The organism is Rugamonas fusca (genome assembly GCF_014042365.1).
GTDB lineage: Bacteria > Pseudomonadota > Gammaproteobacteria > Burkholderiales > Burkholderiaceae_D > Rugamonas > Rugamonas fusca.
Genome location: NZ_JACEZS010000010.1, coordinates 1 through 23,354, shown reverse-complemented (window position 1 = coordinate 23,354; position 23,354 = coordinate 1). Strand labels below are relative to the sequence as shown.

Here is a 23,354-nt window from a genome sequence, read left to right as displayed (position 1 = left end):
GGATCAATTCCCTTTCGTGGCGGTGGCCGGGGTGGCGGCCGAGGCCTGGGCCGGGTTGGCGGTCGAGGCCACCACCTTGGGCACCGTCAGTTCCACCACCTGGCCATTGGCATAGCTCGAATTGGGCACGCGCAGCACGCGGTCGCCGGCGGCCAGGCCCGAGCGCACTTCCCACTGGCCGGTGCGCGGGTCGCGCACGCCGATGTTGAGCACGGCCTTGCTCAACGTCTTGCCGTTCAGGCGCCAGGCGTAGGACTGGTCGCCCGAACGGACCAGGGCCGAATCGGCGATCATCAGCGCGTCCGTCACGTCGGACTCGACGCGCCCTTCCGCGTACAGGCCGGCCACGCCGGGCAGGCGCTTGTCGGCGAATTCCACCAGCACCTCGACCTGGCGCGTGACTGGGTTGGCCGACGGATCGACGCGCTTGACGCGGCCGGCGAAGTCCTGGTTGGCGTAGCCGTTCACGCGGAAGCGCACCGGCTGGCCCACCTTGACCACGCCGATCTTGTCGGCCGACACCAGGCCTTCGAAACGCATGCTGGACGGATCGATCACCTTGATCAATTCCTTGCCGATGGCGGCCGTGTCGCCGTTGGACACCTTGCGGTCGCTGACGATGCCGTCGAATGGTGCGCGCACGCTGGTGCGGCTCAACTGCTGGCGGGCCGAGACGGACTTGGCGCGCGCGGCGGCCAGTTCGCTTTGCAGGTTGTTGCGGCGGATTTCCGCGTCTTCCAGCGCCTGGGTCGATACCATGCCGGAGGCGCGCAGCGTCTTCTGGCGCTGGAACGCGCGCTCGGCCTGCTCCAGGCTCTGGGCGGCGGCGCGGGTGGCTTCCTCGGCCGAATTGAGGCTGTCGCGGATGGCCGTCTCGTCCAGGCGCACCAGCACGTCGCCCTTGCGCACGACCTCGCCGTTCTCCTTCAACACTTGCAGCACCACGGCGTTTACCTCGGCGCGCAGGTCGGCGCGGCGCTCGGGCTGGATCGAGCCGGTGATGACGGGGCCGGACGCAAGCGCGTTGGTATCGACCGTCAGCAAGTCTTCCGGCGCGACCTGCAAGGTCACCGCACCCTTGCCGTCCTTGCCCGCTTTGTCCGGTGCCTTGGTGGACTTGCCGCAGGCGACCAGGGCCGAGGCGACGGCGAGAGCAACTAAGGTTTTGCGCAACATAAAAAATCTCCGAATGAATTGAACGTCGGTGCGGTTGGAATTTTTGTTAAAACTGCAAGGCGCAGAGTATTCACCAGCGCCGCCCGCCCGTCAATCGCACAATGGCTGGATTGCCGGTTTCCGTGCCTGGAACGCGGAATCGGCGGATAAACGGGGGGAGGAAGTGAGAATTGGTGAGAGTGTGGCGGGCACCGTCGGCGGGCGAGCGGGGGACGGGCGGGGCGCAGCCGGAAGGCGGCGGGCGGCGAACGCCAAGCGCGGTGGCGGGGGCGGGCTTGCAGGGCGACCGATACCGCCGCCCCGCCCTGCCCCGCCGGCGGCGTCAACCGCGGCCGAACAGCGCGAAGATCAGGTGGCCCATGGCGATGCCGGTGGCCAGGCCGCCGCCGATCTCCACCAGCGTGTGGCCCATGCGCTCGCGCAGCCAGGTGTGGCCGGCGTCGCCCTTGGCCAGCCGGTTGATGGCGGCCGCCTGCTTGCCCACGTGCTGGCGCAAGCTGTTGGCGTCGATGATGACGATGAAGCACAGCGTGACGGCCACGCCGAAGGCCGGATGGCCGATGCCCTCGCGCAGCGCGATCAGGGTCGCCATGCTGGAGACGACGGCGCTGTGGTTGCTGGGGAAGCCGCCGTTGCCCACCAGGTTGAACGCCCACTTGCGGGCGCGCACGCTGTTGATCAGGAACTTGATCGGGCCGACCGTGATCCAGGTCAGCAAGGGGGTAACGAGGTAAGCGAGATCCATCGGGTGTCCTTCATGAAAAACGTGGCTTGAGGGTGCCCGTCCGGGCGAATTGGCGGCCATTATCGCAGAACGCCATGCTGTCTCCCAAGCAAGTATTATAAAATCGGGCCACCGCCACCCTTCACAGCCCAGGAAAGCCATGCAGCATTTCAAATTCTCGTTCGCCGTCACCGTCGTGCTGCTGGGCCTGGCCGCCTGGTGGGGCTGGCACCACGGCGGCGCGGCCGGGGTGCTGCAAGCCGTGTGGATCGCGGCCGTGCTGGGCGTGATGGAAGTGTCGCTGTCGTTCGACAATGCCGTCGTCAACGCCTCCGTGCTGCGGCACTGGAACCCATTCTGGCAGCGTTTGTTCCTGACGGCCGGCATCGTCGTGGCCGTGTTCGGCATGCGGCTGCTGTTCCCGCTGCTGATCGTCGCCTTCGCCACCGGGCTGGGACTGGTGGAAGTGTGGCACATGGCCACCACCACGCCCGACGTGTACGCGGCCCACCTGACGGCCTCGCACGCCCAGGTGGCCGCGTTCGGCGGCGCCTTCCTGCTGCTGGTGTTCCTCAACTTCCTGTTCGACGAGGAAAAGGAATTGCACTGGCTGGGCTGGATGGAGAAGAAGATGGGCGAGCACGGCACGGACAGCCTGGCCGTGCTGCTGGCCCTGCTGGCCGTGTTTGCCTGCATGGGCGTGGCCGGCAAGGAAGAACAATTCGGCGTGCTGACGGCCGGCGTGACGGGCGTGGCCACCTACCTGGCCGTGCACTGGATCAGCACGCTGCTGGAGGAAGACCCGCAACCGGAAGATGACAGCAACGCCACCGAGACGGGCGTGGAAGCGGTGGGCGCCGGCGCGGCCGCGCTGGCGCTGTCGGCTGCCACGCGGGGCGGCATCGGCGCCTTCCTGTACCTGGAAGTGCTGGACGCCTCGTTCAGCTTCGACGGCGTGATCGGCGCGTTCGCCATCACCAGCGACATCGTGGTGATCATGCTGGGGCTGGCCATCGGCGCCATGTTCGTGCGTTCGCTCACCGTGTTCCTGGTGCACAAGGGCACGCTGGACGAATTCGTCTACCTCGAGCACGGCGCCCATTACGCGATCGGCATCCTGGCGCTGATCATGCTGGCCAGCGTCAAGTACGACATTCCCGAATGGTTCACGGGCTTGTCGGGCGTGGCCTTCATCGCCATTTCGCTGTGGTCGTCCATCCTGTACAAGCGGCGGCTGGAGCGTTGATCGCCGTGCTGGCCGTCCGGTGATAAGATGGCAAACCTTGCTTTAACCCTAACGCGAACTACATGACCACCTCCAAACGCATCCTGCTGTCCCTGACCGGCCTGGTGGCCGCCGCCGTGCTGCTGTTCTGCGCCTACACCTGGATCACGCTGCACCTGACGTACTCGGAAGGCGAGCGGGCCGGCTTCCTGCAGAAATTCTCCAAGCGGGGCTGGGTGTGCAAGACGTGGGAAGGCGAAATCCTGATGACATCGATGCCGGGCGCGATTCCGGAAAAGTTCGAATTCAGCGTACGGGACGACGCCGTGGCCCAGCAACTGCTGGCCGCCACCGGCAAGCGCGTGCTGCTCACCTACGAACAGCACAAGGGCGTGCCCACGGCCTGCTTCGGCGAGACCGAGTACTACATCGCCAAGGTGCAGATCAGCCAATAAGGCGCCGCAATCATACTTTGAACGTGACGCGGTGTTGGCACCGCACCGTGTTGCGTCCCCGACTATCCGGGCAAGTCCTCCCTCAGTAACCACTCCGCACTCAGACACAAATCAATTCCCGTTCGCGCTGCATGTGTCATCCTCGACCGTCAAAGCGCCTTGCGAATTTTCGCTTATAAGCTAATATGTACTCCATCCTTCATTATCTGGATGTGCATGGCAAAGACCACTTCCAGGATTGGCTGGATGGGTTGCGGGATAGGGAAGCAAAAATTGCCATTCTCCGGCGTGTCGCGCGATTGTCGTTCGGCCTGGCGGGTGATCGGCACTCGGTGCGCGGCGGGATTCAAGAACTCCGGATCGATGTCGGTTCCGGATACCGCGTGTATTTCGCCTATGTCGGCAAGACCGCCGTCCTGCTCACTTGCGGCGGCACAAAGCGCACGCAGGCTAATGACATCGCTACGGCTATCGAAATGTTTCGAGATTGGAAAAACAGAAATGGCAAAGCCTCATCGTTCTCATGAAGATGCGACCATAGAGATGTTTCAAAACGATCCGACGCTGGCGGCGGAGTATCTCAACGACGTACTCGCCACGGGCGATGAAGTCGATCTCATGATGGCACTCAGATACATGAGCAAGGCCTTCGGCGGCGTGCAGGAAATCGCACGCAAGGCTGACGCCAATCCGAACACGATGTACCGTACCTTGTCGGAACAGGGAAATCCATCGCTGAAAACGCTTCGCGCTATTCTGAACACGATGGGCTTACGTCTGGCGGTTCAAGCGATCGGGACCAACGAGTAACTCCCTACCCCGCACAGCCGACCTCAGCATCCAGAGTTTTCCAGGGTGCCGGGCCTAGCGGGCGCGCCACACGGCGCCCACCGTGTCCACGCCCTGGGTCAGGCGGCCGATGACGTCGCGGGCGATGGACGCCGACTGTTCGCGCTCCTTGCGGGCGCGGGCGGCGTCCAGCGAAGCCACGCGGGCTTGCGCTTCCGCTTGCGTACACACGCCCTGCTCCGCTTCCACCTTCGCCTGCAGCGCGGCCAGCGCATTGCGCGCCGCTTGCTGGCGGCGGGTTTCCAGTTCCAGCAGCTGACGCTTGGCGGCCGTCATGGCGGCCGTGGTGTCGGCCACCTTGCGCTGCATGGCGGCGTGCTCCATGGCGGCGGCCAGCAAGGCTTGCTGCGCTTGCGCCTTGTCGGCGGCGGCCACGCGGGCGGCGTGTTCGGCCTGCTCGCGCTGGCGCATCGCTTCCAGTGCGGCCTGCTCCGCTTCGGCGCGGGCGCGCGCTTCGGCGGCCACTTGCTTTTCCGTTTCCAGGCGGCCGGCGATGGACTTGGTGGCGCGCGCTTCGGCGGCCGTGGCCTGGCGCTGCTGGGCCAGCTTCTGGTCGATCAGCGCCAGCGACTGGCGCTCCGCTTCCACGAACTCGCGCTCGGCCTGCAGCAGCGCTTCGGCGGCGGCGGCCTTTTCCTGTTCGACGCGGGCGCGTTCGGCCTGTACCACGCCCAGCTCCACGGCCAGGCGGGCTTGCGCCGTCAGCGCGGTGGCGGCGGCCGCTTTCTGTTCCGCTTCGATGGCGGTCTGCTCGGCCATCATGCGGGCGGCGGCCGCTTCCTGTTCGGCGGCGGCGGCCAGGCGCTGCTCGGCTTCCTGCTGCTGGCGCAGCGCGGCGGCCTGGGCCTGCTCGGCGGCGACGCGGTGCTCGGCGGCGGCGGTGGCGACGCGCTCCGTTTCCATCTTGTCCTTCATGGCGGCCAGCGCCTGCTGTTCGGCGGCCGCGCGGGCCTGCTCGGCGGCCAGCAATTCGGCGGCGCGGGCCGCGCGCTGTTCGGCCAGGGCCTGGGCCTGGCTTTGCGCTTCCACGTGTTCGGCCAGCAGGGCGATCTCGCGCTGCTCGGCATCGTTCTGGCTGGCGGCCAGTTCGGCGGCGGCGCGCGCCAGCGCGGCGCGCTCGTCGGCCAGTTGCGCGGCGCGCTGCTGTTCCAGACTGTCGGCGCGGGCCGCCTCGGCCGCTGCTTCGTCGGCCGCTTGGCGCAGCTTGGTTTGTTCCAGCGCGTGGGCTTCCGCTTCCAGCTTGGCCAGGGTTTGCAGCTCCGCTTCTTCCTCGGCCTGCACGCGGGCTTCGGCCACGGTGCGCAATTGACGGTCCACTTCGATGCGCGCCTCGGTGGCCTGCAGGATGCGGGCTTCGGCATCGCGCCGGGCCTGGGCGGTGGTGGTGGCCATCATCTCCAGCCGCTCGCGCTGCAGGGCCGCGTCGCGGATTTCCTTTTCCGTTTGCAGGCGCAGGTGCAGCGACTGGGCGGCGCTGCGCTGCGATTCGGCCTGCGCCAGCGCGATCTGTTCGCGTTCCTGTTCCAGGTGGGCCAGCGCGCGGGCTTCTTCCAGCGCCCGCACTTCGGCGGCGGCGCGGTTGAAGGCCGCTTCCAGCGCGATCTTGTCGGCGCGTTCGCGCTCGATGGTCAGTTCCAGCGCTTCCGCTTCGGCCTTGGCCAGGTTCTCGGCCGCCTGGCGGGCCGCGTGGGCGTGACGCTCACGCTCGCGCGCCAGCGTGGCCATGCGGGCGTCCGCTTCGGCGATGCCCACCACTTCTTCCTTGGCGGCCTGCACGGCGGCCACGCGCTCGACGGCTTGCAGGCGGGCTTGCTCCGTCTGCGCTTGCAGCTCTTCGGCGGCGCGGGCCGCTTGCGCGGCCAGTTCGGATTCAGCGGCCATCTGTTCGGCGGCGCGCTTGCGGCTTTCTTCCTCGGCGCGGGCGCGCTGTTCGGCGGCCTGGCGGATGGCGTTGTCGGCTTCGACGCGGGCGCGCAGTTCAGCCGTTTCCTGCTTGACGGCGTCCAGGCGGGCCACGCTGGCCTGGGCGGCGGCGCGCAGCGATTCGAGGCGGTCGCGGTTGGCGGCGATGGCTTCCTCGGCCGCCTGGGCATTCTGCAAGGCGACGGCGGCGGCGGCGGCGTCCATGGCGGCGCGGTCTTCGGCCAGGGCGCGGGCGCGTGCTTCGGCGTGGGCGCGGCTCTCGGCGGCGCAGGCGGCCTTCGCTTCCGCTTCGACGCGGGCGATGGCTTCCTGGATCGCGCGCATTTCCAGCGCGGCGCGCGGCGGCTGCGGCGGCGTGGCGCTCAACTGCTCCTGTTCGCGTGCCGGTGACACGGCCGCATCGTCGGCCGAGAATGCGACGGTGAGGTTGGCGCCTTCGCGCTGAGCCAGTTGTGCTTGCATGAGAGTTCTCGCTTTCCGCTGTGCCCCGGCACCAACCGGGACTTCTGAGTTGCCATTATCAAACACGACTCTGGCCAGCGGAGCGGCGAGCAGAACGGGAAAAACCCGCTAATTCCCGCGAATGAATGCGATATCAGATTTGTATCACAGGAGAATTTCGATATGTTTAGCGACTGACAGCCCTGCCCTCACACGGGCCACAGCGGTGGCTCATCCATCAGCGCCACCTGTTCGCGCAGTTCCAGGATGCGGTCCTGCCAGTAGCGCTGGGTGTTAAACCAGGGGAAGGCGACCGGGAAGGCCGGGTCATCCCAACGCCGCGCCAGCCAGGCCGAGTAATGGATCAGGCGCAGCGTGCGCAGCGCTTCCACCAGGTACAACTGGCGCGGGTCGAATTCGCAGAAATCTTCGTAGCCGGCCAGGATGTCGCTCAACTGGCGTACCTGCTCGTGGCGCTCGCCCGACAGCATCATCCATAAGTCTTGCACGGCCGGGCCCATGCGGCTGTCGTCGAAGTCGACGAAATGGGGGCCGGCGTCGGTCCACAGCACGTTGCCGCCGTGGCAATCGCCGTGCAGGCGCAGCTGGGCCACCGTGCCGGCCCGCTCGTAGCAGCGCCGCACGCCATCGAGCGCCTGGTCGATGACGCTGGTATAGGCGGCCAGCAGTTCGGGCGGGATGAAGCCGTTGGCCAGCAGGTAGTCGCGCGGTTCGATGCCGAAGGTGTCGATATCGAGGCTGGGCCGTTCCTTGTAGGACTTGAGCGCGCCGACGGCGTGGATGCGGCCGATGAAGCGGCCGGTCCATTCCAGCACGGCCGGATCGCCCAGCTCGGGCGCGCGGCCGCCGTGGCGCGCGAACACGGCGAAACGAAAGCCCTGGTAGTGATGCAGCGTATTGCCATCCAGCGCCAGCGCCGGCACCACGGGAATCTCGCGCTCGGCCAGTTCGGCCGTGAACGCGTGCTCCTCGAGGATGGCGGCGTCGCTCCAGCGCGCGGGCCGGTAGAACTTGGCCACCAGCGGCGCGCCATCCTCGATGCCGACCTGGTAGACCCGGTTTTCGTAGCTGTTCAGCGCCAGCAGGCGGCCGTCGCCGCGCAAGCCCACGCTGTCGAGCGCATCGAGCACGCAATCCGGGCTCAGGTCGGAAAAAGGATGGTGGGCGCGTGCGCCGGAAAGATCGTCGGTATGCATGGCGCCATTGTACGTGGCCGCCGCTAACAAGTGGGAAGTGGGCATCGGCAGCCGCGCAGCGTATACTGTCGCCTTCAACCCGATAAAAAGAGCTAACTATGCAACTCGATCAGCCACTGAGCGAAAAAGAATTCAACGAACTCGATAACTTCCTGCTGTCGGATCGCGCGCCCGAAGACGCGATGACGATGGACACCCTGCACGGCTTCCTGACGGCCATCGCGATCGGCCCGGAAACCATCATGCCGGCCGAATGGCTGCCCAAGATCTGGGGCCAGGACGGCAAGGACGTGCCCAAGTTCAAGAACGCCAAGGAGGAGGAACGCATCGTCAACCTGATCATGCGCTTCATGAACGAGGTGCTGGTGACGTTCGAAGTGGCGCCCAAGGAATTCGAGCCGCTGTTCGTCGAGCACGAGCACGAAGGCCAGACCCTGATCGACGCCGAAGCCTGGTGCTGGGGCTTCTGGGAAGGCATGGAACTGCGCCCCGGTTCGTGGGACGAGATCTGGGACTCGGAAGTGGGCGACCTGATGCGCCCGGTCTACCTGCTGGGCGCCGACGAGATCGAGGAAGAGGAACTGCCGCTGGTGGAAGACCCCGTGCTGGCGCACAAGCTGGCGCTGGAACTGGAAGCGAACCTGCCGGCCATCCACAAGTTCTGGGTGCCGCGCCGCAAAGCGCCCGTCACCACGGTCAAGCGCGAAGAACCGAAAGTGGGCCGCAACGACGACTGCCCTTGCGGCAGCGGCAAGAAGTACAAGAAGTGCCACGGCGCGGCCGACGCGGGCGCCGAGTAAGCATCGAAGGCATCAGCCCGCGCGTGCGGGCTGATCGCAACAGGGGGCGCCGGCCACGCCGGCGCGCCCTCCCCGCCTCAGGCCGCCGCGCCTGAGGATGGCAACGTCAACCCGAACACCTCGCGCACCACGGCCGCCCGCTCCTCGGGCCCCATGCTGCGCTGCTCGACCAGCCCACGGGTGACGGTCTTGAGCGTATCGCCCAACAGGATGGAACGGCCATCGGCCCGGTGCTGCACCAGCAGCAGCGTCTTGACGAAGATCGATTCGGGATGGGTGGAGTTCAGGTAGTTGGCCGGCATGAAGTCGATCCACTCCTGATGCGACAGGTCGAAGCCGAACTGGTTCATCCACTCCCCGCCCACGCGCGCCTGCACGAGGAATTCGCGCTCGTTGGGCTTGCTCAGCCTGAACACATCGTCATCCTGCACCAGTTCCGTATCGATCAGGTCGAGCCGGATCGGCGCGCGGATGCCGTAGCTGCCAAAGCCAAGGTCGCACAGCCACTGCACGCCATCGAGCGTGACCACGATGACCATGTGGGTGCGCGGCCGGCGGGCCGGATAGAACATGGGGCGGGCCGCCACCAGCTGGTAGGGCACGCCCAGCGCCTGCAGCGCCATGGCGAAGATGCCATTGACTTCGTAACAATAGCCGCCGCGGCGGCGGGCCACGATCTTGTCCACGATTTCCTCCGGCACCAGCGACACGATCTTGCCGGCCTGGACATCGAGGTTTTCGAACGGCACCGTGAACAACTGCTGCCGCATCATGGCCGTGACCGTGGCCAGGTCGGCCCTGGCCTCGCCGGTGTAGCCGATACGGTCCAGGTAATCCTGCAATACGAAGTTCTCTGCTTGCATGGCGCTCCTTGGGTGAAGGTCCGCTTACAGTTTGATGAAGTGCTCGCGGTAATATTTGAGTTCTTCGATCGACTCGATGATGTCGGCCATGGCCGTGTGCTTCTGGTGCTTCTTGAAGCCGGACACGATCTCGGGCTTCCAGCGCTTGCACAGTTCCTTCAGCGTGGACACATCGACGTTCCGATAGTGGAAGAACGCTTCCAGTTTGGGCATGTAGCGTACCATGAAGCGGCGATCCTGGCCGATGGTGTTGCCGCACATGGGCGACTTGCCGGCCGGTACCCACTGCTTGAGGAAGGCGATCAGGTCCGCCTCGGCCTGGGCTTCGGTGACGGTGGACGCCTTGACGCGCTCGGTCAGGCCGGAACGGCCGTGGGTGCCCTTGTTCCAGGCATCCATCTTGTCGAGCGTCTCGTCGCTCTGGTGGATGGCGAACACGGGGCCCTCGGCCAGCACGTTCAGGTGCATGTCGGTGACGACCACGGCCACTTCGATGATACGGTCGGTATCCGGCTCCAGGCCCGTCATTTCCATGTCCACCCACACCAGGTTGAGCTCATTGGGACGCTGGGGCGCGGGGGCGACACCTTGGGTTGCTGCGAAGTCGGTAGCTTGTGACATAATTCTCTCTTGGCGAAATCAATCCGCCATTTTCTCACAGGCCCAGCATGTATTCACTCGCGTTTTCGATTTTGTTTGTCTCCTTCCTCATTTTGACGCTGCTGCTGCGGTTCTGGCTCGCCTCGCGCCATATCCGCCACGTGCTGCGCCACCGGGCCGCCGTGCCGGCCGAATTCGCGCAAACCATCCCGCTGGCGGCCCACCAGAAGGCGGCCGACTACACGGTGGCCAAGACCAAGTTTGGCCTGCTGGGCTTGCTGGTCAACACGCTGGTGCTGGTCGGCTTCACGCTGCTGGGCGGCCTGCAATGCCTGTCCGTGGCCGTGTACCAGCACACGGGCCCCGGCATGACCTACCAACTGGCCCTGATGGCCGGCTTCGCCCTCATCACGGGCCTGATCGACCTGCCGTTCGACTACTACAAGCAATTCGGCATGGAGCAGCGTTTCGGTTTCAACAAGATGACGCCGGGGCTGTTCTTCGCCGACCTGCTCAAGGGCGTGGCGCTGGGCGCCGTGATCGGCCTGCCGCTGGTGTGGGTGGTGCTGACCCTGATGGCCAAGGCCGGCGACCTGTGGTGGCTGTACGCGTGGTTCGTGTGGAGCGGCTTCCAGCTGCTGATGATGGTGCTGTTCCCGACCGTGATCGCGCCCCTGTTCAACAAGTTCACGCCGCTGGCCGACGCGGCGCTCAAGGCGCGCATCGAAGGCTTGATGGCGCGCGTCGGCTTCGCCTCCAAGGGCCTGTTCGTGATGGACGGCTCCAAGCGCAGCGCCCACGGCAACGCCTACTTCTCCGGCTTTGGCGCCAACAAGCGCATCGTGTTCTTCGACACCCTGCTGGCCCGCCTGGCGCCGCAGGAGATCGAAGCGGTGCTGGCGCACGAACTGGGCCACTTCAAGCTCAAGCACATCATCAAGCGCATCGCCATCATGTTCGCCGTGTCGCTGGCCTTCCTGGCCCTGCTGGGCTACCTGAAGAACCAGCTGTGGTTCTACACGGGCCTGGGCGTGGACCCGCTGCTGCTGCCGGGCCAGAACAACGACGCCATGGTGCTGCTGCTGTTCATGCTGGTGCTGCCCGTGTTCACCTTCCTGCTGGGCCCGCTGACCTCGCTCAGCTCGCGCAAGCATGAATTCGAAGCGGACGCCTTCGCGGCGCGCCACACGGACGCCAACGACCTGGTGTCGGCCCTGGTCAAGATGTACGAGGACAACGCTTCCACGCTGACGCCGGACCCGCTGCATTCAGCGTTCTACGATTCGCACCCGCCGGCCAGCGTGCGCATCCGCCACCTGAAGCTGGCGGCATGATGCGGCACGCCATGCTCACCACCGCCGACCTGCTGCAGGCCCGCTGCGTCCACGCGACCGCCGCGCTGGACGCGGCCGACGTCACCCGCCTGCTGGCCCAGATTCCCGGCTGGCGCCTGGAGGACGGCCAACTGTGCCGCGACTTCCCGCAGGCCGACTATTACCGCACCATGGCCTTCGTCAACGCGCTGGCATGGCTTAGCCACAATGAAGACCACCATCCTGAATTGACCGTGACTTATAACAACTGCCGGGCACGCTACCACACGCATTCCGTCAACGGCGGGCGCGGCGGCCTGTCGCACAACGATTTCATTTGCGCGGCCAAGGCCAGCGCGCTGGCGCAGCAAGCGGCAACGCAGGACAAGGCGGTGCGCCCATGAGCCGCGGCACCACCGTCCGCGCCACCATCATCGCCGCCCACGGCCGCCACTACCTGGCCGACGCGGACGGACTGCGGCTGCAATGCGTCACGCGCGGCAAGAAGACCAACGTGGCCGTCGGCGACCGGGTGCAGGTCACGCTGACCTCGCCCGACCAGGGCGTGATCGACCGTATCGACGAGCGCGACACCCTGCTCTACCGCTCCGACCAGTACAAATCGAAACTGCTGGCGGCCAACGTGAGCCAGCTGTTCATCGTGGTGGCCACGGAGCCCGGCTTTGCGGACGACCTGGTGTCGCGCGCGCTGGTGGCGGCCGAGGCGGCCGGCATCACGGCCCGCCTGATCCTCAACAAGACGGACGTGACGGCGTCGCTGGACAAGGCGCGCGAGCGGCTGCGGCCGTATGCGGCGCTCGGCTATCCCGTGCATGAAGTGTCGGCCAAGGGCCGTCCCGAGGAAACCGTGGCCACGCTCACGCCGCTGCTGGCGGGGCAATCGTCGATCCTGATCGGCCAGTCCGGCATGGGCAAGTCCTCGCTGATCAACCTGCTGGTGCCGGATGCCGATATCGCCGTGCGCGAGATCTCCGCCGCGCTCGACACGGGCAAGCACACCACCACCTTCACGCGCCTGTACCAGCTGCCGGCGCTGGGGGGCGGTTCGTCCATCATCGACTCGCCCGGCTTCCAGGAATTCGGTTTATACCATTTGACCGAAGGCATGCTGGAACGGGCCTTCGTGGAATTCGCGCCCTATCTCGGGCACTGCAAGTTCTACAACTGCCGCCATTTGATCGAGCCGCAGTGCGCGGTGCTGGCGGCCGTGGAGGAAGGCAAGATCGCGCGCATGCGCCATACGCTGTATGGACAGCTGCTGCACGAGTCGTCGCAGACCTTGTATTGATTGGCGCCCGCGTCCCCACTCATCGTGAAGTGGCGATGGCGTACAGATCCAGATCCTCGGCGCAGCCGTCGAGCCTTGTCGTCCGCTCGAATTGCAGTCCCAGTTTTTTCAACACGTGAACGGAAGCGCCGTTGGCAGGTTCCACCAAGCCGATGATGCGCTGGAGGCCGTGCTCGCGCACGCCTTGCCGCATGAGCGCCATGGCGCTCTCGGTCGCATAGCCCTTGCCCCAACAATCGGGAAGAAAGCGATAGCCCACATCGACCTCGCCCAGTTGCTCCAGATATTTCAGCCCGCTGAATCCGATCAGGCGCCCGGTTTGTTTTTCGATGCAGGCCATGCGTCCAAAACCATGCCGGGCATAATCGCGCAGCGGGCGTGTCAACAGCAAGTCACGCGCCTCGTCCACCGATGCCAGCGGCGGCTCGCCCGTGTAGCGCACGATATCAGGGTCGGAAACGAGCGGGAAATATTCTTCCGCGTCGTCCAGCGTAAATGGCCGGAGAATAAGACGTTCGGTCTGCATCAGTTCAACAAAGAGGACTTGGGATCACAGTATAGCTTGCAAAAATGGCCAGGCGCATCAGCGCTTGTCATGCCACGCCTGTCATGTCGATCGCTCAGGGAACGGCCAGCGCGTCTTGATGCAAGCCACTGGCGATGGTGTTGGCCAGCGTACGCAAGCGCCCCAGCGTGCCGCTATCGAGCTCGTTCGACAGCAGTACGATCGCCACCCCGGCCTCCGGTTCCAGCACCAGCAGGCTGGCGAAGCCGGGGATGGCGCCATCCTGCCAGATGACGCGTTGCGGCCCGCGCCGCAACATCTGCCAGTTCAAGCCGACCGCGTAATCATCATGCGCATAGGTGGGCTGATGCGACAGCGCCACGGCCGGATCGCGCTCATCCAGTTGCCAGCGGGCATAGGCCAGCATATCGGCCAAGCTGGACTTGAGCGCGCCGGCCGCCTGCGACTGGACCGGCCCGTAAGGCTGGGCCGTGCCACTGTCGTCATAACCGATGACCAGGCGGCCTTGCTGCTGCGGGTTCGGGACGATCACTGTGTCGCGCATGCCCAGTGGCCCGGTAATCTGCTGCCTGAGCAAGGCGTCGAAACTGCTGCCGTAGCGGCGCTCCAGGATGTAGCCGGCCAGTTGCGCCGCCGCGTTCGAATACTGGAAGTGCTCGCCCGGCGGCGCGCTCAGCTTGACGCGGTGCAGGTCGGCGTAGAACGCTGCCCGGCTGCTGCCGGCGATGATGGCGTCTATCCGCTGCGGGAATGGCACGGCGTCATGCCCGAACCCAGGTGCGGCCTCAGGCTTGTCGGGCAGGACGAAGGGCAAGCCGGATCGGTGATTGAGCAAGTGATACAGGCGCACCGGCTGCTGTTCGTAGCAAAGGTTGTCGTAGCCGGCACCGAGATAGCGGCGCACGTCGTCATCGAGTGCCAGCTTGTTATCCAGCGCCGCCTGTGCCAGCAAGGCGCCGGTGAAGGTTTTCGTCAACGACGCGATCGGATACAGGGTCGCGTCATCGGGCCGCCGCCGCTGCGCCGTGCTGACGGTCCCGAAGTGGTAGCGGTACGACTTGCCCGCCTCGATCACGCCGATCGACAAGCCGACCGCGTGCGGCGCGGCCATGAAGTCCACGGCGGCCTGTTGCACGACGCGATCGACGGGCGATGGCGCTTCGATGGCGCACGCCAGCTGCGCCACGCACCAGCCCCCCAACGGCAGCGCCCAGCGCAGCAACACGGTGATCCAGGGCTGGTCTTGTCGCTCGTTCATCAACATCACCTTTCCGCGCCGTGCGCAAGTTTCCGATGCGCCAGTGTAAGCACGACCGTGGCACAGCTGCGCCGGTTTGGGATGAAATGCATGCCTGTCGGTACAGAATGCAAAAAACACCACCTTTAGCGGCTCGTGCCACAAAAATATCGATGTTGCCGGTTGCGCAAACGCAGCCACTCGGTATTACAATGAGCTGAGAAATGCCCTGAGGCAATGCTTTGAGGCGATACACCGAGCCGGTACGCTGGCGCCGGTCCCCACCTGTCCGAGGTAGACGATGGAAATGTTCGCGGTCGACGAAGCGGTAGCGCAATGGGAAGTGGCCCTGCTGCCCCTGCGCGGCCCGGCGCGCCTGCAGCCGCTGCTGCGGCTGGCCTGGCACCTGCGCCAGCGCGACCCGGCACGCGCCGCCGGCCTGGCCGACGAGGCCCGGACCCTGCTGGCCGGCGCCGATCCGGCGCTGGCCAGCGCCAGCCTGGCCCGGCTCGATCTGGTGCGCGGCGAGAGCCTGTGGCTGCAGGGCGAGCTCGATGGCGCGCTCGCCCTGGCCGACGCCGCCCACGCCACGCTGCACACCCTCGACGATGGGGCCGGCTGCGCCGACGCCCACTGGCTGCGGGCCTGGATCGCCATCGACCGCGGCGACCACCAGCGCTGCGACGATGAACTGGGCCTGGGACTGGCGGCCGCCCAACGGGCCGGTGATGGGCTGCGCGCCGTGGTGATGGAGGCGACCATGGCCCGCTGGGACGTGCTGCGCGACGCCCGCGCGGCGCAGCAGCGCTGGAGCGAGCGCCTGCAACAACTGGGCGCCGGCGCGCCGCCGGCGGCCGCTGCCTGGATCAGCGACTTTCGGGGCCTGTCGGCCAGCCTGTTGAGCCAGTTCGGCGCGGCCGCCAGCCACTACATCCAATGCTACGAGGCGGCCCTGCGCACGGGCCAGGTGCGCGCCGCCATCACGGCCGCCACCAACATCGGCGAAGACTTCACCAACCTGAACGACCACCACGCAGCGCTCGAATGGATGCAGTGCGCGCTCGACCTGGCCCGTCCCACGGGCTGGCCGCGCAGCGTGGGCGCGTGCATGATGCACACGGCCGACACCATGCGCCGCCTGGGCCGGCTCGACGCGGCCGAGGAACTGCTGCAGGAAGCGCTGACCATCCTGGCCCCCCTGTCGGGCGCGCGCAGCTACGCCGTGGCGCTGCTGTACCTGGGCGAACTGGCGCTCGACCAGGGCCACTACGAACGCGCGCTGACCACCTTCCGCCAGCTCGAACAACGGGCCGACGCGCTGCAGCAGGCCGACTTCCAGACTGTGGCCCGGCGCGGCCAGGCGCACGCCCTGTGCTTCCTGGGCCAGGGCGAGGCGGCCCTGCGCACGGCGCAGCAGGCCGTGGCGCTGGCCGCCGCCCAAGCCAACGCCTACCACCACATCGCCGCGCTGCGCGTGCTGTCCCTGATCCACACCGAGCACCGGCTGCCCGCGCCGGACGGCATGACGGAGCAGAACGCCACGCTGCACTACCTGCACCAGGCGCTGGCCGTGGCCTCCACCATCGACGGCTACACCCTGCCCGGCGACCTGCTCGACGCGCTGGCGCGCGAGTACGCCAACGTGGGCAACTACGCCCAGGCCTACGAATCGGCGCTGGCGGCCAGCGCCGCGCGTGACAAGACCCACAGCCAGGAGGCGACCAACCGCGCCATCGCCATGCAGGTGCACCACCAGACCGAGCACGCGCGGGCCGAGGGCCAGCACCACCGCGAACTGGCCGCCTCCGAGGCGCGCCGGGCCGAGGTGCTGCAGCAGACCAGCGACACACTGGAGCGCCTGTCGGCCATCGGCCAGGAGATCACCACCCACCTCGACACGGAAGCGGTGTTCCAGGCGCTGGACCGCCACGTGCAGGCGCTGCTGCCGGCCGATACCTTTGCTGTCTACCTGACCGATCCGGGCGGCGCCACGCTGAGCCGCGCGTTCGGGGTGGAATCGGGCCGGCCGCTGGACGTCAACACGGTTTCGCTCGACCACCCGCACGCCCATTCCGTGCGCAGCCTGCGCGAGCGGCGCGAAGTGGTGATCGACCACGCGCCCAGCGCGGGCCCCAGCACGCACACCCCCGGCACGCTGGAAAGCCTGTCGGCCCTGTTCGCACCGATGCTGGTGGGCGAGCGGGCGCTGGGGGTGATGACGGTGCAGGCGCTGCGCCCGTGCGCCTACGGCGAACGGGAACGGCTGATCTTCCGCACCCTGTGCGCCTATGGTGCCATCGCCATCGACAACGCCCAGGCCTACCGCCAGCTCAAGGATGCCCAGGCCCAGCTGCTGTCGCAGGAAAAGCTGGCCGCGCTGGGCAGCCTGATGGCCGGCGTGGCCCACGAACTGAACACCCCGATCGGCAACAGCCTGCTGATCGCCAGCACGCTGGCCCAGAAGACGGAGGAACTGGAACGCCGCATGAACGGCCCCGGCCTGCGCCGCTCGGACCTGGGCGCCTACGTGACGGACGCGAAAAAGGCATCGGAACTGGTGATGCGGGGCCTGAACAGCGCGGCCGACCTGGTCAACAGCTTCAAGCAGGTGGCCGTGGACCGCACCACGGAGCAGCGCCGCACGTTCAACCTGCACCAGGTCGCCCATGAACTGATCGCCACCATGATGAACCGCATCCGCGCCTCGGACCACAAGATCGAATCGGAGGTGCCCGAGCACATCGCGCTCGACAGCTACCCCGGCCCGTTTGGCCAGGTGATCGCCAACTTCATCAACAACGCCCTGCTGCACGCGTTCGGGCGCGGGCAGACGGGCCACATGTGGCTGCGCGCGGCCACGCCGGCCGAGGGCCGGGTGCTGGTGACCTTCGGCGACAACGGCAACGGCATCGCGCCCGAACACCTGTCGCGCATCTTCGATCCCTTCTTCACGACCAAGCTGGGCCAGGGCGGCAGCGGCCTGGGCTTGTCAATCAGTTACAACATTGTCACCTCCCTGCTCGGTGGTCAGATCAGCGTGGCCAGCGGCGCCGACGGCACCGTGTTCACGCTCGACCTGCCCTTGACGGCCCCCCAGCACGACGCGGCCAGCGCCCAGCGCATCTACCACTGACAGCACGGACGGGCGCAGCCGCGCCCGCGGGCGCTCAGCCGGCCAACCGGGCCGGCGCCGCCCGCCGTCCCAAGCGCGCTGCCGGCTGGCCGCCCGGCGCCAGGTGGAACACCGCCACCGCCTGCACCAGCTGGCCCACCTGGTGCTGCATGGACTCGGCCGCCGCCGTCGCCTGCTCGACCAGCGCCGCATTCTGCTGCGTCACCCCATCCATCGCCGTGATGGCGCGGTTGACCTGTTCAATGCCATCGCTCTGTTCGCGGCTGGCGGCGCTGATCTCGGCGATCATCTGCCCCACCTGCTGCACGCTGGCCACCACCTGTTCCATGGTGGTGCCGGCCTGGGCCACCAGGGCGCTGCCGGAATCGACCGCCGCCACCGAGTGGTCGATCAGCGTCTTGATTTCCTTGGCGGCAGCGGCGCTGCGCTGGGCCAGGTTGCGCACTTCCGATGCCACCACGGCAAAGCCGCGGCCCTGCTCGCCGGCCCGGGCCGCCTCCACTGCCGCGTTCAAGGCCAGGATGTTGGTCTGGAAAGCGATACCGTCGATGACGCTGATGATGTCGACAATCTTGCGCGAGGCGGCGCTGATGTCGCCCATGGTGCCCACCACCTGGTCCACCACGGCGCCCCCTTGCAGCGCCACCTCGGAAGCCTGCCGGGCCAGGGCGTTGGCCTGGCTGGCCTGCGCCGCGTTCTGCTGCACGGTCGAGGTCAGCTGCTCCATCGACGAGGCGGTCTCCTCGAGCGCGCCGGCCTGCTGCTCGGTGCGGGTGGACAGGTCGTGGTTGCCCTGGGCAATCTCGGTGGACGCGGTATGGATCGCGTCCGTGCCGCCACGCACCTGGTGCACGATGCCGGCCAGGTTGTCGCGCATGGCGCGGATCGCGTGCATCAGGCTGGCGTCGTCGCCGGCGCGCAGCGTAATGGCGGCCGTCAGGTCGCCGCCGGCAATGCGCCCGGCGACGGCCGCCGCATCGCCCGGTTCGCCGCCCAGCGCGTGCAGCAGCTTGCGCGTGATCAGGATGGAAATGGCCAGCCCCGCCAGCAGCATCACGCACAGCACGGCCAGCAGCACGTCGCGCGCCGTGGCATAGGTGGCGCTGGTGGCGCGCTCGCCGTCGGCGATCAGTTGCTCCTCATGGGCGATGAAGTCCTTCCAGGCCTGGATGTAGGTGGTCTGCAGGTTGTTGGTCTCGGTGAACATCAGCGCCGCCGCCTGGGCGCCGTCGCCGGCCTTCTTCAGTTCCAGCACATGGTTGCGGCTCTTGCCGTAACTGGCCCGGCTCTCCTTGACCTTGGCCAGCAGGCGCTTTTCCTCGTCGCTGCTCAGCATCGGTTCCAGCGCCGCCACGTTCTGGTTCACTTCCTTGACCGTGTCGGTCAGCTGGCCGTGCGCCACTTGCAGGGCCGCCGCATCGGCGCCCTGCAAGCCTTCCGACGTGACGATGTAGGCGAATGCCCGCGCATAGTCATAGGCGGCCTGGATGTTGTGGTTAGCCAGCGTCATCTTCGGCAGCGTGGCCCGCGTGACGGCATCCATTTCCCCTTTTAACGACGACAAGGCCTGGATGCCCACCACCGCCAGCACTGCCGCCATGGCCAGCATGGCGCCAAAACCCAGGGTCAGGCGCACCCCGATCCGCATGTTTGTAAACATAAGCTTCCCGTTCAGAAGTGAGAGGATCTGCCGCGCCGCCCCGGCCCGGTGGCAACCTTGCCTGGCAATGCAGCAGTGCTATTTTTTTAGAAATATTGTTGCAAAACGGAAATTAATGAGGCGATCCGATTGTGCTTGAAGGGGCGGGACGGGTCAATCGCGGCAGCGTTCCGGCCCGCCCCCCCTGTCGTGAGCCGGCAACAAGGCGCGCGCCGGCCGGGCGGCGCCATGAAAACCTGTATAGACAGCAGAATCTGCCACCGTTAGACCGTTACACCAAATTCCCTTTATAATGGATCGGCTATGCTGGCCGCCCGGGCACACTGCCGCGCGCCCACGCCTTCTCCGTTGTGACTCGCTGTGACTATGCTTATCCAAAAACCGATCAAACACTATCTGCAGTTTTCCGACTTCACGCTGGCCGAATATGAGTACGTCATCGAGCGGGCGCACCTGATCAAACGGAAATTCAAGAACTACGAGATCTACCATCCGCTGATCGACCGCACGCTGGTGATGGTGTTCGAAAAGAATTCGACCCGTACCCGCCTCTCGTTCGAGGCCGGCATGCACCAGCTGGGCGGCGCGGCCATCTACCTCAACACGCGCGACTCGCAGCTGGGCCGCGGCGAGCCGGTGGAGGACGCGGGCCAGGTGATGAGCCGCATGTGCGACATCATCATGGTGCGCACCTTCGGCCAGGACATCATCGAGCGTTTCGCCGCCAACTCGCGCGTGCCGGTGATCAATGGCCTGACCAACGAACACCACCCGTGCCAGGTGTTCGCCGACATCTTCACCTACTACGAGCACCGCGGCCCCATCGCCGGCAAGACCGTAGCCTGGATCGGCGACGCCAACAACATGCTGTACTCGTGGCTGCAGGCGGCCGAAGTGTTCGGCTTCCACGTCAACGTGTCCACCCCCAAGGGCTACGACATGGACATGTCGCTGGTGTCGACCGACCGCTACACCTTCTTCGCCAACCCGTCCGACGCCTGCGAGGGCGCGCACCTGGTCAACACGGACGTGTGGACCAGCATGGGTTACGAAGCCGAGAACGCGGCCCGCATCGCCGCCTTCGACGGCTGGATCGTGGACGCGGCCAAGATGGCGCGCGCCGCGCCGGACGCGCTGTTCATGCACTGCCTGCCGGCCCACCGCGGCGAGGAAGTGGCGGCCGAAGTGATCGACGGCCCGCAGTCGGTGGTGTGGGACGAGGCCGAGAACCGCCTGCACATCCAGAAGGCGCTGATCGAATACCTGCTGCTGGGCCGCCTGGACAGCAAAGAATAACCGTAGAACCGTAGATTGGAATCGAAAATGAGCGACATCAAAAAAGTAGTCCTGGCCTATTCGGGCGGACTGGATACCTCCGTCATCCTCAAGTGGCTGCAGGATAACTACCAGTGCGAAATCGTCACCTTCACGGCCGACCTGGGCCAGGGCGAGGAACTGGAACCGGCCCGCGCCAAGGCGCTCAAGTTCGGCATCAAGCCCGAGAACATCTACATCAACGACGTGCGCGAGGAATTCGTGCGCGACTTCGTGTTCCCCATGTTCCGCGCCAACACCGTGTACGAAGGCGAATACCTGCTGGGCACTTCGATCGCCCGTCCGCTGATCGCCAAGCGCCTGATCGAGATCGCCAACGAGACCGGCGCCGACGCCATCTCGCACGGCGCCACCGGCAAGGGTAACGACCAGGTCCGCTTCGAGCTGGGCGCCTACGCCCTGAAACCGGGCGTGAAGATCATCGCCCCGTGGCGTGAATGGGACCTGCTGTCGCGCGAAAAGCTGCTCAAGTACGCGGAAGACGCCGGCATCGAAATCGACATGAAGCACAAGAACGGCGGCGCGCCCTACTCGATGGACGCCAACCTGCTGCACATCTCGTTCGAAGGCCGCCACCTGGAAAACCCCAGCGCGGAAGCGGAAGAGACCATGTGGCGCTGGACCGTCAGCCCGGAAGCGGCGCCGGACACCCCGGAATACCTGGACATCGAATACGAAAAGGGCGACATCGTGGCCCTGAACGGCGTGCGCCTGTCGCCGGCCGCCGTGTTGACGGAGCTGAACCGCCTGGGCGGCAAGCACGGCATCGGCCGCCTGGACCTGGTGGAAAACCGCTACGTGGGCATGAAGTCGCGCGGCTGCTATGAAACGCCGGGCGGCACCATCATGCTCAAGGCCCACCGCGCCATCGAATCGATCACGCTGGACCGCGAAGTGGCGCACCTGAAGGACGACCTGATGCCACGCTACGCCTCCATGATCTACAACGGCTACTGGTGGGCGCCGGAGCGCGTGGCGCTGCAGACCCTGATCGACCACACGCAATCGACCGTCAACGGCTGGGTGCGCGTCAAGCTGTACAAGGGCAACGTGATCGTCGTGTCGCGCGACTCCAAGACCGACTCCCTGTTTGATATGAACATCGCCACCTTCGACGAAGACGGCGGCGCCTACAACCAGGCCGACGCCGGCGGTTTCATCAAGCTGAACGCGCTGCGCATGCGCATCGCCGCCAACGCCCGCCTCAAGCGCGGCCAGTAAGCCACTCATCCAGTGAGCGGCCAATAAGCCGCCACCACGGGCCGCTCTCACAGCGGCCCGTTTTTTTTGGACGACGCGCGCGCCCGCGCCGCAACATGCCGCTCGCGCCGCGCACGGCAAAATGTTACATTGCCATCATCTTCCCCCTGCCGCGCACCGGAGCCACCGTGACCAAAGACCTGAGCATCAAGAGCAAACTGTATCTGGGCTTTGCCGCCATCCTGGGCCTGATCCTGGTCCTGCTGATCATGGCCTACGCCAATTTCCAGCGCCTGTCCGACGCCAACGGGTGGGACCGCCACACGCTGGAAGTGCTGCACGAGAGCGACCGGGTCGACATTCTCGCGCTGGAAATCCAGGCCAACGAACGGGGCTATCTGCTCACGGGCGAACAGCGCTTGCGCGACAGCGACACCAACGCGGCCCGGCTGCGCCAGCACCTCGACAAGCTGCGCACGCTGACGGCCGACAATGCTGCCCAGCAGGAGCGCATCGCCAGGCTGACCAAACTGTTCGACGACTGGCTGACGAGCGTGGTGCAACCGGTCATGGCGCGCCGTACCGAGGCCGACAAACGCGGCATCACGATGGACCAGGCGCAGGTCGCGCCCCTGATTGCCAGCGGCTTGAGCCATGTGACGGCGCTCGAAGCCTTGCTGGCCGAGATCAGCGGCGAAGAGGAAAAACTGCTGACGGTGCGCGCCCGCGAATCGGCCCAGCTGCAGCAGAACATGAAGCTGACGCTGACGGCCGGCGGCGTGCTATGCGTGGCGCTCGCCTTCCTGGTGGCGTGGCTGCTGGCGCGCGCCGTGCTCGATCCGCTGGCGCGCCTGATCCAGGCCGTGGGCGCCATCGCGGCCGGCCAGGCCGGCGTGCGGGCCGACGCCAGCGGCAACGATGAATACAGCGAAGTGGGCCGGGAATTCAACCGCATGGCGCAAGCCGTGGAGGACAACCAGGCGCGCGAAGTGGCCGCCACCAACGCGCTGCGGGCCAAGGTGGACGCGCTGCTGGCCGTCGTCTCCAGGGCCGCATCGGGCGACCTGACGGGCCAGGTCACCGTGGCCGGCGAGGACACCGTGGGCCAGCTGGGCCACGGCATCGCCACCATGCTGGCCAACCTGCGCGCCCTGATCAACAACGTGCAAAAGGCCGGCATCCAGGTCGCCAGTTCGGCCACGGAAATCGCCGCCTCGGCCCGCCAGCAGGAGGCGACGGGCGTGGAGCAGGCCCAGACCAGCGTCGAGATCCTGTCCACCACCAAGGAAATCTCGGCCAACACCAGCGCCCTGCTCAAGACCATGGAACAAGCCACCGCCGTGGCCGACTACACCACCAGCGCCACGG

At 66.5% G+C, this 23,354-nt stretch carries 21 protein-coding genes; 12 read left to right on the top strand and 9 right to left on the bottom strand.

The features are described 5' to 3' along the window. Positions 1 to 3 precede the first annotated feature (3 nt). Positions 4 to 1,176, bottom strand: coding sequence for an efflux RND transporter periplasmic adaptor subunit (locus H3H36_RS12835; RefSeq protein ID WP_182218139.1), 1,173 nt, complete (start codon positions 1,174 to 1,176; stop codon positions 4 to 6). Positions 1,177 to 1,498: 322 nt separating this feature from the next. Continuing rightward, a complete protein-coding gene (locus H3H36_RS12830; RefSeq protein WP_182218137.1) occupies positions 1,499 to 1,921 on the bottom strand; it encodes a divergent PAP2 family protein in 423 nt (140 codons plus the stop codon). Positions 1,922 to 2,060: 139 nt separating this feature from the next. Here H3H36_RS12830 and H3H36_RS12825 point away from each other — a divergent pair, with 139 nt between their 5' ends. The 4 genes from H3H36_RS12825 (at position 2,061) to H3H36_RS12810 (ending at position 4,390) form a co-directional block, all read left to right on the top strand. After that, positions 2,061 to 3,146, top strand: coding sequence for a DUF475 domain-containing protein (locus H3H36_RS12825; RefSeq protein ID WP_182218134.1), 1,086 nt, complete (start codon positions 2,061 to 2,063; stop codon positions 3,144 to 3,146). 62 nt (positions 3,147 to 3,208) lie between these two features. Then, a complete protein-coding gene (locus H3H36_RS12820) occupies positions 3,209 to 3,580 on the top strand; it encodes a DUF8785 domain-containing protein (protein WP_182218132.1) in 372 nt (123 codons plus the stop codon). Between the two features lie 185 nt (positions 3,581 to 3,765). Further along, positions 3,766 to 4,107: a type II toxin-antitoxin system RelE/ParE family toxin gene (locus H3H36_RS12815; protein ID WP_182218130.1), complete on the top strand. Its 342-nt coding sequence runs from the start codon at positions 3,766 to 3,768 to the stop codon at positions 4,105 to 4,107. Further along, positions 4,082 to 4,390, top strand: coding sequence for a helix-turn-helix domain-containing transcriptional regulator (locus tag H3H36_RS12810; protein WP_182218129.1), 309 nt, complete (start codon positions 4,082 to 4,084; stop codon positions 4,388 to 4,390). Before H3H36_RS12815 ends, H3H36_RS12810 begins: the two co-directional genes overlap by 26 nt. Positions 4,391 to 4,444: 54 nt before the next feature. On the opposite strand, the gene H3H36_RS27340 is transcribed toward H3H36_RS12810, so the two are convergent. Both H3H36_RS27340 and H3H36_RS12800 read right to left on the bottom strand, forming a co-directional pair. Continuing rightward, positions 4,445 to 6,814 (bottom strand): coiled-coil domain-containing protein, encoded by a 2,370-nt coding sequence (locus tag H3H36_RS27340; protein WP_182218128.1) that lies wholly within the window; start codon positions 6,812 to 6,814, stop codon positions 4,445 to 4,447. A 188-nt stretch (positions 6,815 to 7,002) separates the two neighbouring features. After that, entirely contained in the window at positions 7,003 to 8,010 is a 1,008-nt protein-coding gene (locus H3H36_RS12800) for an SrkA family protein kinase (protein WP_182218127.1), read from the bottom strand. Positions 8,011 to 8,108: 98 nt separating this feature from the next. Here H3H36_RS12800 and H3H36_RS12795 point away from each other — a divergent pair, with 98 nt between their 5' ends. Further along, on the top strand, positions 8,109 to 8,810 hold the full coding sequence (locus H3H36_RS12795; protein WP_182218126.1) for a UPF0149 family protein: 702 nt from the start codon (positions 8,109 to 8,111) through the stop codon (positions 8,808 to 8,810). A gap of 77 nt (positions 8,811 to 8,887) precedes the next feature. Here the strand turns inward: H3H36_RS12795 and H3H36_RS12790 are convergent, their stop codons facing one another. After that, positions 8,888 to 9,673 carry an arylamine N-acetyltransferase family protein gene (locus H3H36_RS12790; RefSeq protein WP_182218125.1) on the bottom strand — a complete coding sequence of 262 codons (786 nt, stop codon included), beginning with the start codon at positions 9,671 to 9,673 and terminating at the stop codon, positions 8,888 to 8,890. A 24-nt stretch (positions 9,674 to 9,697) separates the two neighbouring features. Beyond that, the gene (gene orn / locus H3H36_RS12785) at positions 9,698 to 10,294 is read right to left on the bottom strand and encodes an oligoribonuclease (protein WP_182160226.1); all 597 of its coding nucleotides are present in this window, start codon (positions 10,292 to 10,294) and stop codon (positions 9,698 to 9,700) included. A 47-nt stretch (positions 10,295 to 10,341) separates the two neighbouring features. Between orn and H3H36_RS12780 the strand changes: the two genes are divergently transcribed. Genes H3H36_RS12780 through rsgA form a run of 3 tightly spaced genes read left to right on the top strand, consistent with a single transcriptional unit; the run spans position 10,342 to position 12,895 of the window. Beyond that, on the top strand, positions 10,342 to 11,607 hold the full coding sequence (locus H3H36_RS12780) for a M48 family metallopeptidase (protein ID WP_182218124.1): 1,266 nt from the start codon (positions 10,342 to 10,344) through the stop codon (positions 11,605 to 11,607). Next, the gene (locus H3H36_RS12775) at positions 11,604 to 11,990 is read left to right on the top strand and encodes a 4a-hydroxytetrahydrobiopterin dehydratase (RefSeq protein ID WP_375539593.1); all 387 of its coding nucleotides are present in this window, start codon (positions 11,604 to 11,606) and stop codon (positions 11,988 to 11,990) included. The genes H3H36_RS12780 and H3H36_RS12775 overlap by 4 nt, the downstream gene beginning before the upstream one ends. Continuing rightward, positions 11,987 to 12,895: a ribosome small subunit-dependent GTPase A gene (gene rsgA / locus H3H36_RS12770; RefSeq protein ID WP_182218123.1), complete on the top strand. Its 909-nt coding sequence runs from the start codon at positions 11,987 to 11,989 to the stop codon at positions 12,893 to 12,895. The genes H3H36_RS12775 and rsgA overlap by 4 nt, the downstream gene beginning before the upstream one ends. A 19-nt stretch (positions 12,896 to 12,914) precedes the next feature. Here rsgA and H3H36_RS12765 read toward each other — a convergent pair whose 3' ends face one another. Continuing rightward, on the bottom strand, positions 12,915 to 13,421 hold the full coding sequence (locus tag H3H36_RS12765) for a GNAT family N-acetyltransferase (RefSeq protein WP_182218122.1): 507 nt from the start codon (positions 13,419 to 13,421) through the stop codon (positions 12,915 to 12,917). Positions 13,422 to 13,515: 94 nt separating this feature from the next. Continuing rightward, entirely contained in the window at positions 13,516 to 14,679 is a 1,164-nt protein-coding gene (locus H3H36_RS12760) for a serine hydrolase domain-containing protein (RefSeq protein ID WP_182218121.1), read from the bottom strand. Between the two features lie 280 nt (positions 14,680 to 14,959). Here H3H36_RS12760 and H3H36_RS12755 point away from each other — a divergent pair, with 280 nt between their 5' ends. Then, a complete protein-coding gene (locus H3H36_RS12755) occupies positions 14,960 to 17,791 on the top strand; it encodes a tetratricopeptide repeat-containing sensor histidine kinase (protein WP_182218120.1) in 2,832 nt (943 codons plus the stop codon). Positions 17,792 to 17,825: 34 nt separating this feature from the next. Here the strand turns inward: H3H36_RS12755 and H3H36_RS27550 are convergent, their stop codons facing one another. Then, positions 17,826 to 19,451, bottom strand: coding sequence for a methyl-accepting chemotaxis protein (locus H3H36_RS27550; protein ID WP_311196630.1), 1,626 nt, complete (start codon positions 19,449 to 19,451; stop codon positions 17,826 to 17,828). 366 nt (positions 19,452 to 19,817) lie between these two features. On the opposite strand from H3H36_RS27550, the gene argF reads away from it, so the two are divergent. From argF to H3H36_RS12735, 3 genes are all read left to right on the top strand, one after another. Next, a complete protein-coding gene (gene argF / locus H3H36_RS12745; protein ID WP_182218119.1) occupies positions 19,818 to 20,747 on the top strand; it encodes an ornithine carbamoyltransferase in 930 nt (309 codons plus the stop codon). 27 nt (positions 20,748 to 20,774) lie between these two features. Next, complete coding sequence (locus H3H36_RS12740) at positions 20,775 to 22,007, top strand: argininosuccinate synthase (RefSeq protein ID WP_182160235.1); 1,233 nt, start codon at positions 20,775 to 20,777, stop codon at positions 22,005 to 22,007. 167 nt (positions 22,008 to 22,174) lie between these two features. Continuing rightward, positions 22,175 to 23,354 (top strand): CHASE3 domain-containing protein (locus H3H36_RS12735; RefSeq protein WP_182218117.1); only part of this gene is annotated, 1,180 nt, incomplete at its 3' end.

Coding starts and splice junctions, on each gene's coding strand:
- H3H36_RS12780 (WP_182218124.1), top strand. CDS start 10,342: ATGTATTCACTCGCGTTTTCGATTTTGTTTGTCTCCTTCCTCATTTTG.
- H3H36_RS12740 (WP_182160235.1), top strand. CDS start 20,775: ATGAGCGACATCAAAAAAGTAGTCCTGGCCTATTCGGGCGGACTGGAT.
- rsgA (WP_182218123.1), top strand. CDS start 11,987: ATGAGCCGCGGCACCACCGTCCGCGCCACCATCATCGCCGCCCACGGC.
- H3H36_RS12775 (WP_375539593.1), top strand. CDS start 11,604: ATGATGCGGCACGCCATGCTCACCACCGCCGACCTGCTGCAGGCCCGC.
- H3H36_RS12820 (WP_182218132.1), top strand. CDS start 3,209: ATGACCACCTCCAAACGCATCCTGCTGTCCCTGACCGGCCTGGTGGCC.
- H3H36_RS12765 (WP_182218122.1), bottom strand. CDS start 13,421: ATGCAGACCGAACGTCTTATTCTCCGGCCATTTACGCTGGACGACGCG.
- H3H36_RS27550 (WP_311196630.1), bottom strand. CDS start 19,451: ATGTTTACAAACATGCGGATCGGGGTGCGCCTGACCCTGGGTTTTGGC.
- argF (WP_182218119.1), top strand. CDS start 19,818: ATGCTTATCCAAAAACCGATCAAACACTATCTGCAGTTTTCCGACTTC.
- H3H36_RS12800 (WP_182218127.1), bottom strand. CDS start 8,010: ATGCATACCGACGATCTTTCCGGCGCACGCGCCCACCATCCTTTTTCC.
- H3H36_RS12795 (WP_182218126.1), top strand. CDS start 8,109: ATGCAACTCGATCAGCCACTGAGCGAAAAAGAATTCAACGAACTCGAT.
- H3H36_RS27340 (WP_182218128.1), bottom strand. CDS start 6,814: ATGCAAGCACAACTGGCTCAGCGCGAAGGCGCCAACCTCACCGTCGCA.
- H3H36_RS12755 (WP_182218120.1), top strand. CDS start 14,960: ATGGAAATGTTCGCGGTCGACGAAGCGGTAGCGCAATGGGAAGTGGCC.
- H3H36_RS12810 (WP_182218129.1), top strand. CDS start 4,082: ATGGCAAAGCCTCATCGTTCTCATGAAGATGCGACCATAGAGATGTTT.
- H3H36_RS12760 (WP_182218121.1), bottom strand. CDS start 14,679: ATGAACGAGCGACAAGACCAGCCCTGGATCACCGTGTTGCTGCGCTGG.
- H3H36_RS12790 (WP_182218125.1), bottom strand. CDS start 9,673: ATGCAAGCAGAGAACTTCGTATTGCAGGATTACCTGGACCGTATCGGC.
- H3H36_RS12835 (WP_182218139.1), bottom strand. CDS start 1,176: ATGTTGCGCAAAACCTTAGTTGCTCTCGCCGTCGCCTCGGCCCTGGTC.
- H3H36_RS12830 (WP_182218137.1), bottom strand. CDS start 1,921: ATGGATCTCGCTTACCTCGTTACCCCCTTGCTGACCTGGATCACGGTC.
- H3H36_RS12825 (WP_182218134.1), top strand. CDS start 2,061: ATGCAGCATTTCAAATTCTCGTTCGCCGTCACCGTCGTGCTGCTGGGC.
- orn (WP_182160226.1), bottom strand. CDS start 10,294: ATGTCACAAGCTACCGACTTCGCAGCAACCCAAGGTGTCGCCCCCGCG.
- H3H36_RS12815 (WP_182218130.1), top strand. CDS start 3,766: ATGTACTCCATCCTTCATTATCTGGATGTGCATGGCAAAGACCACTTC.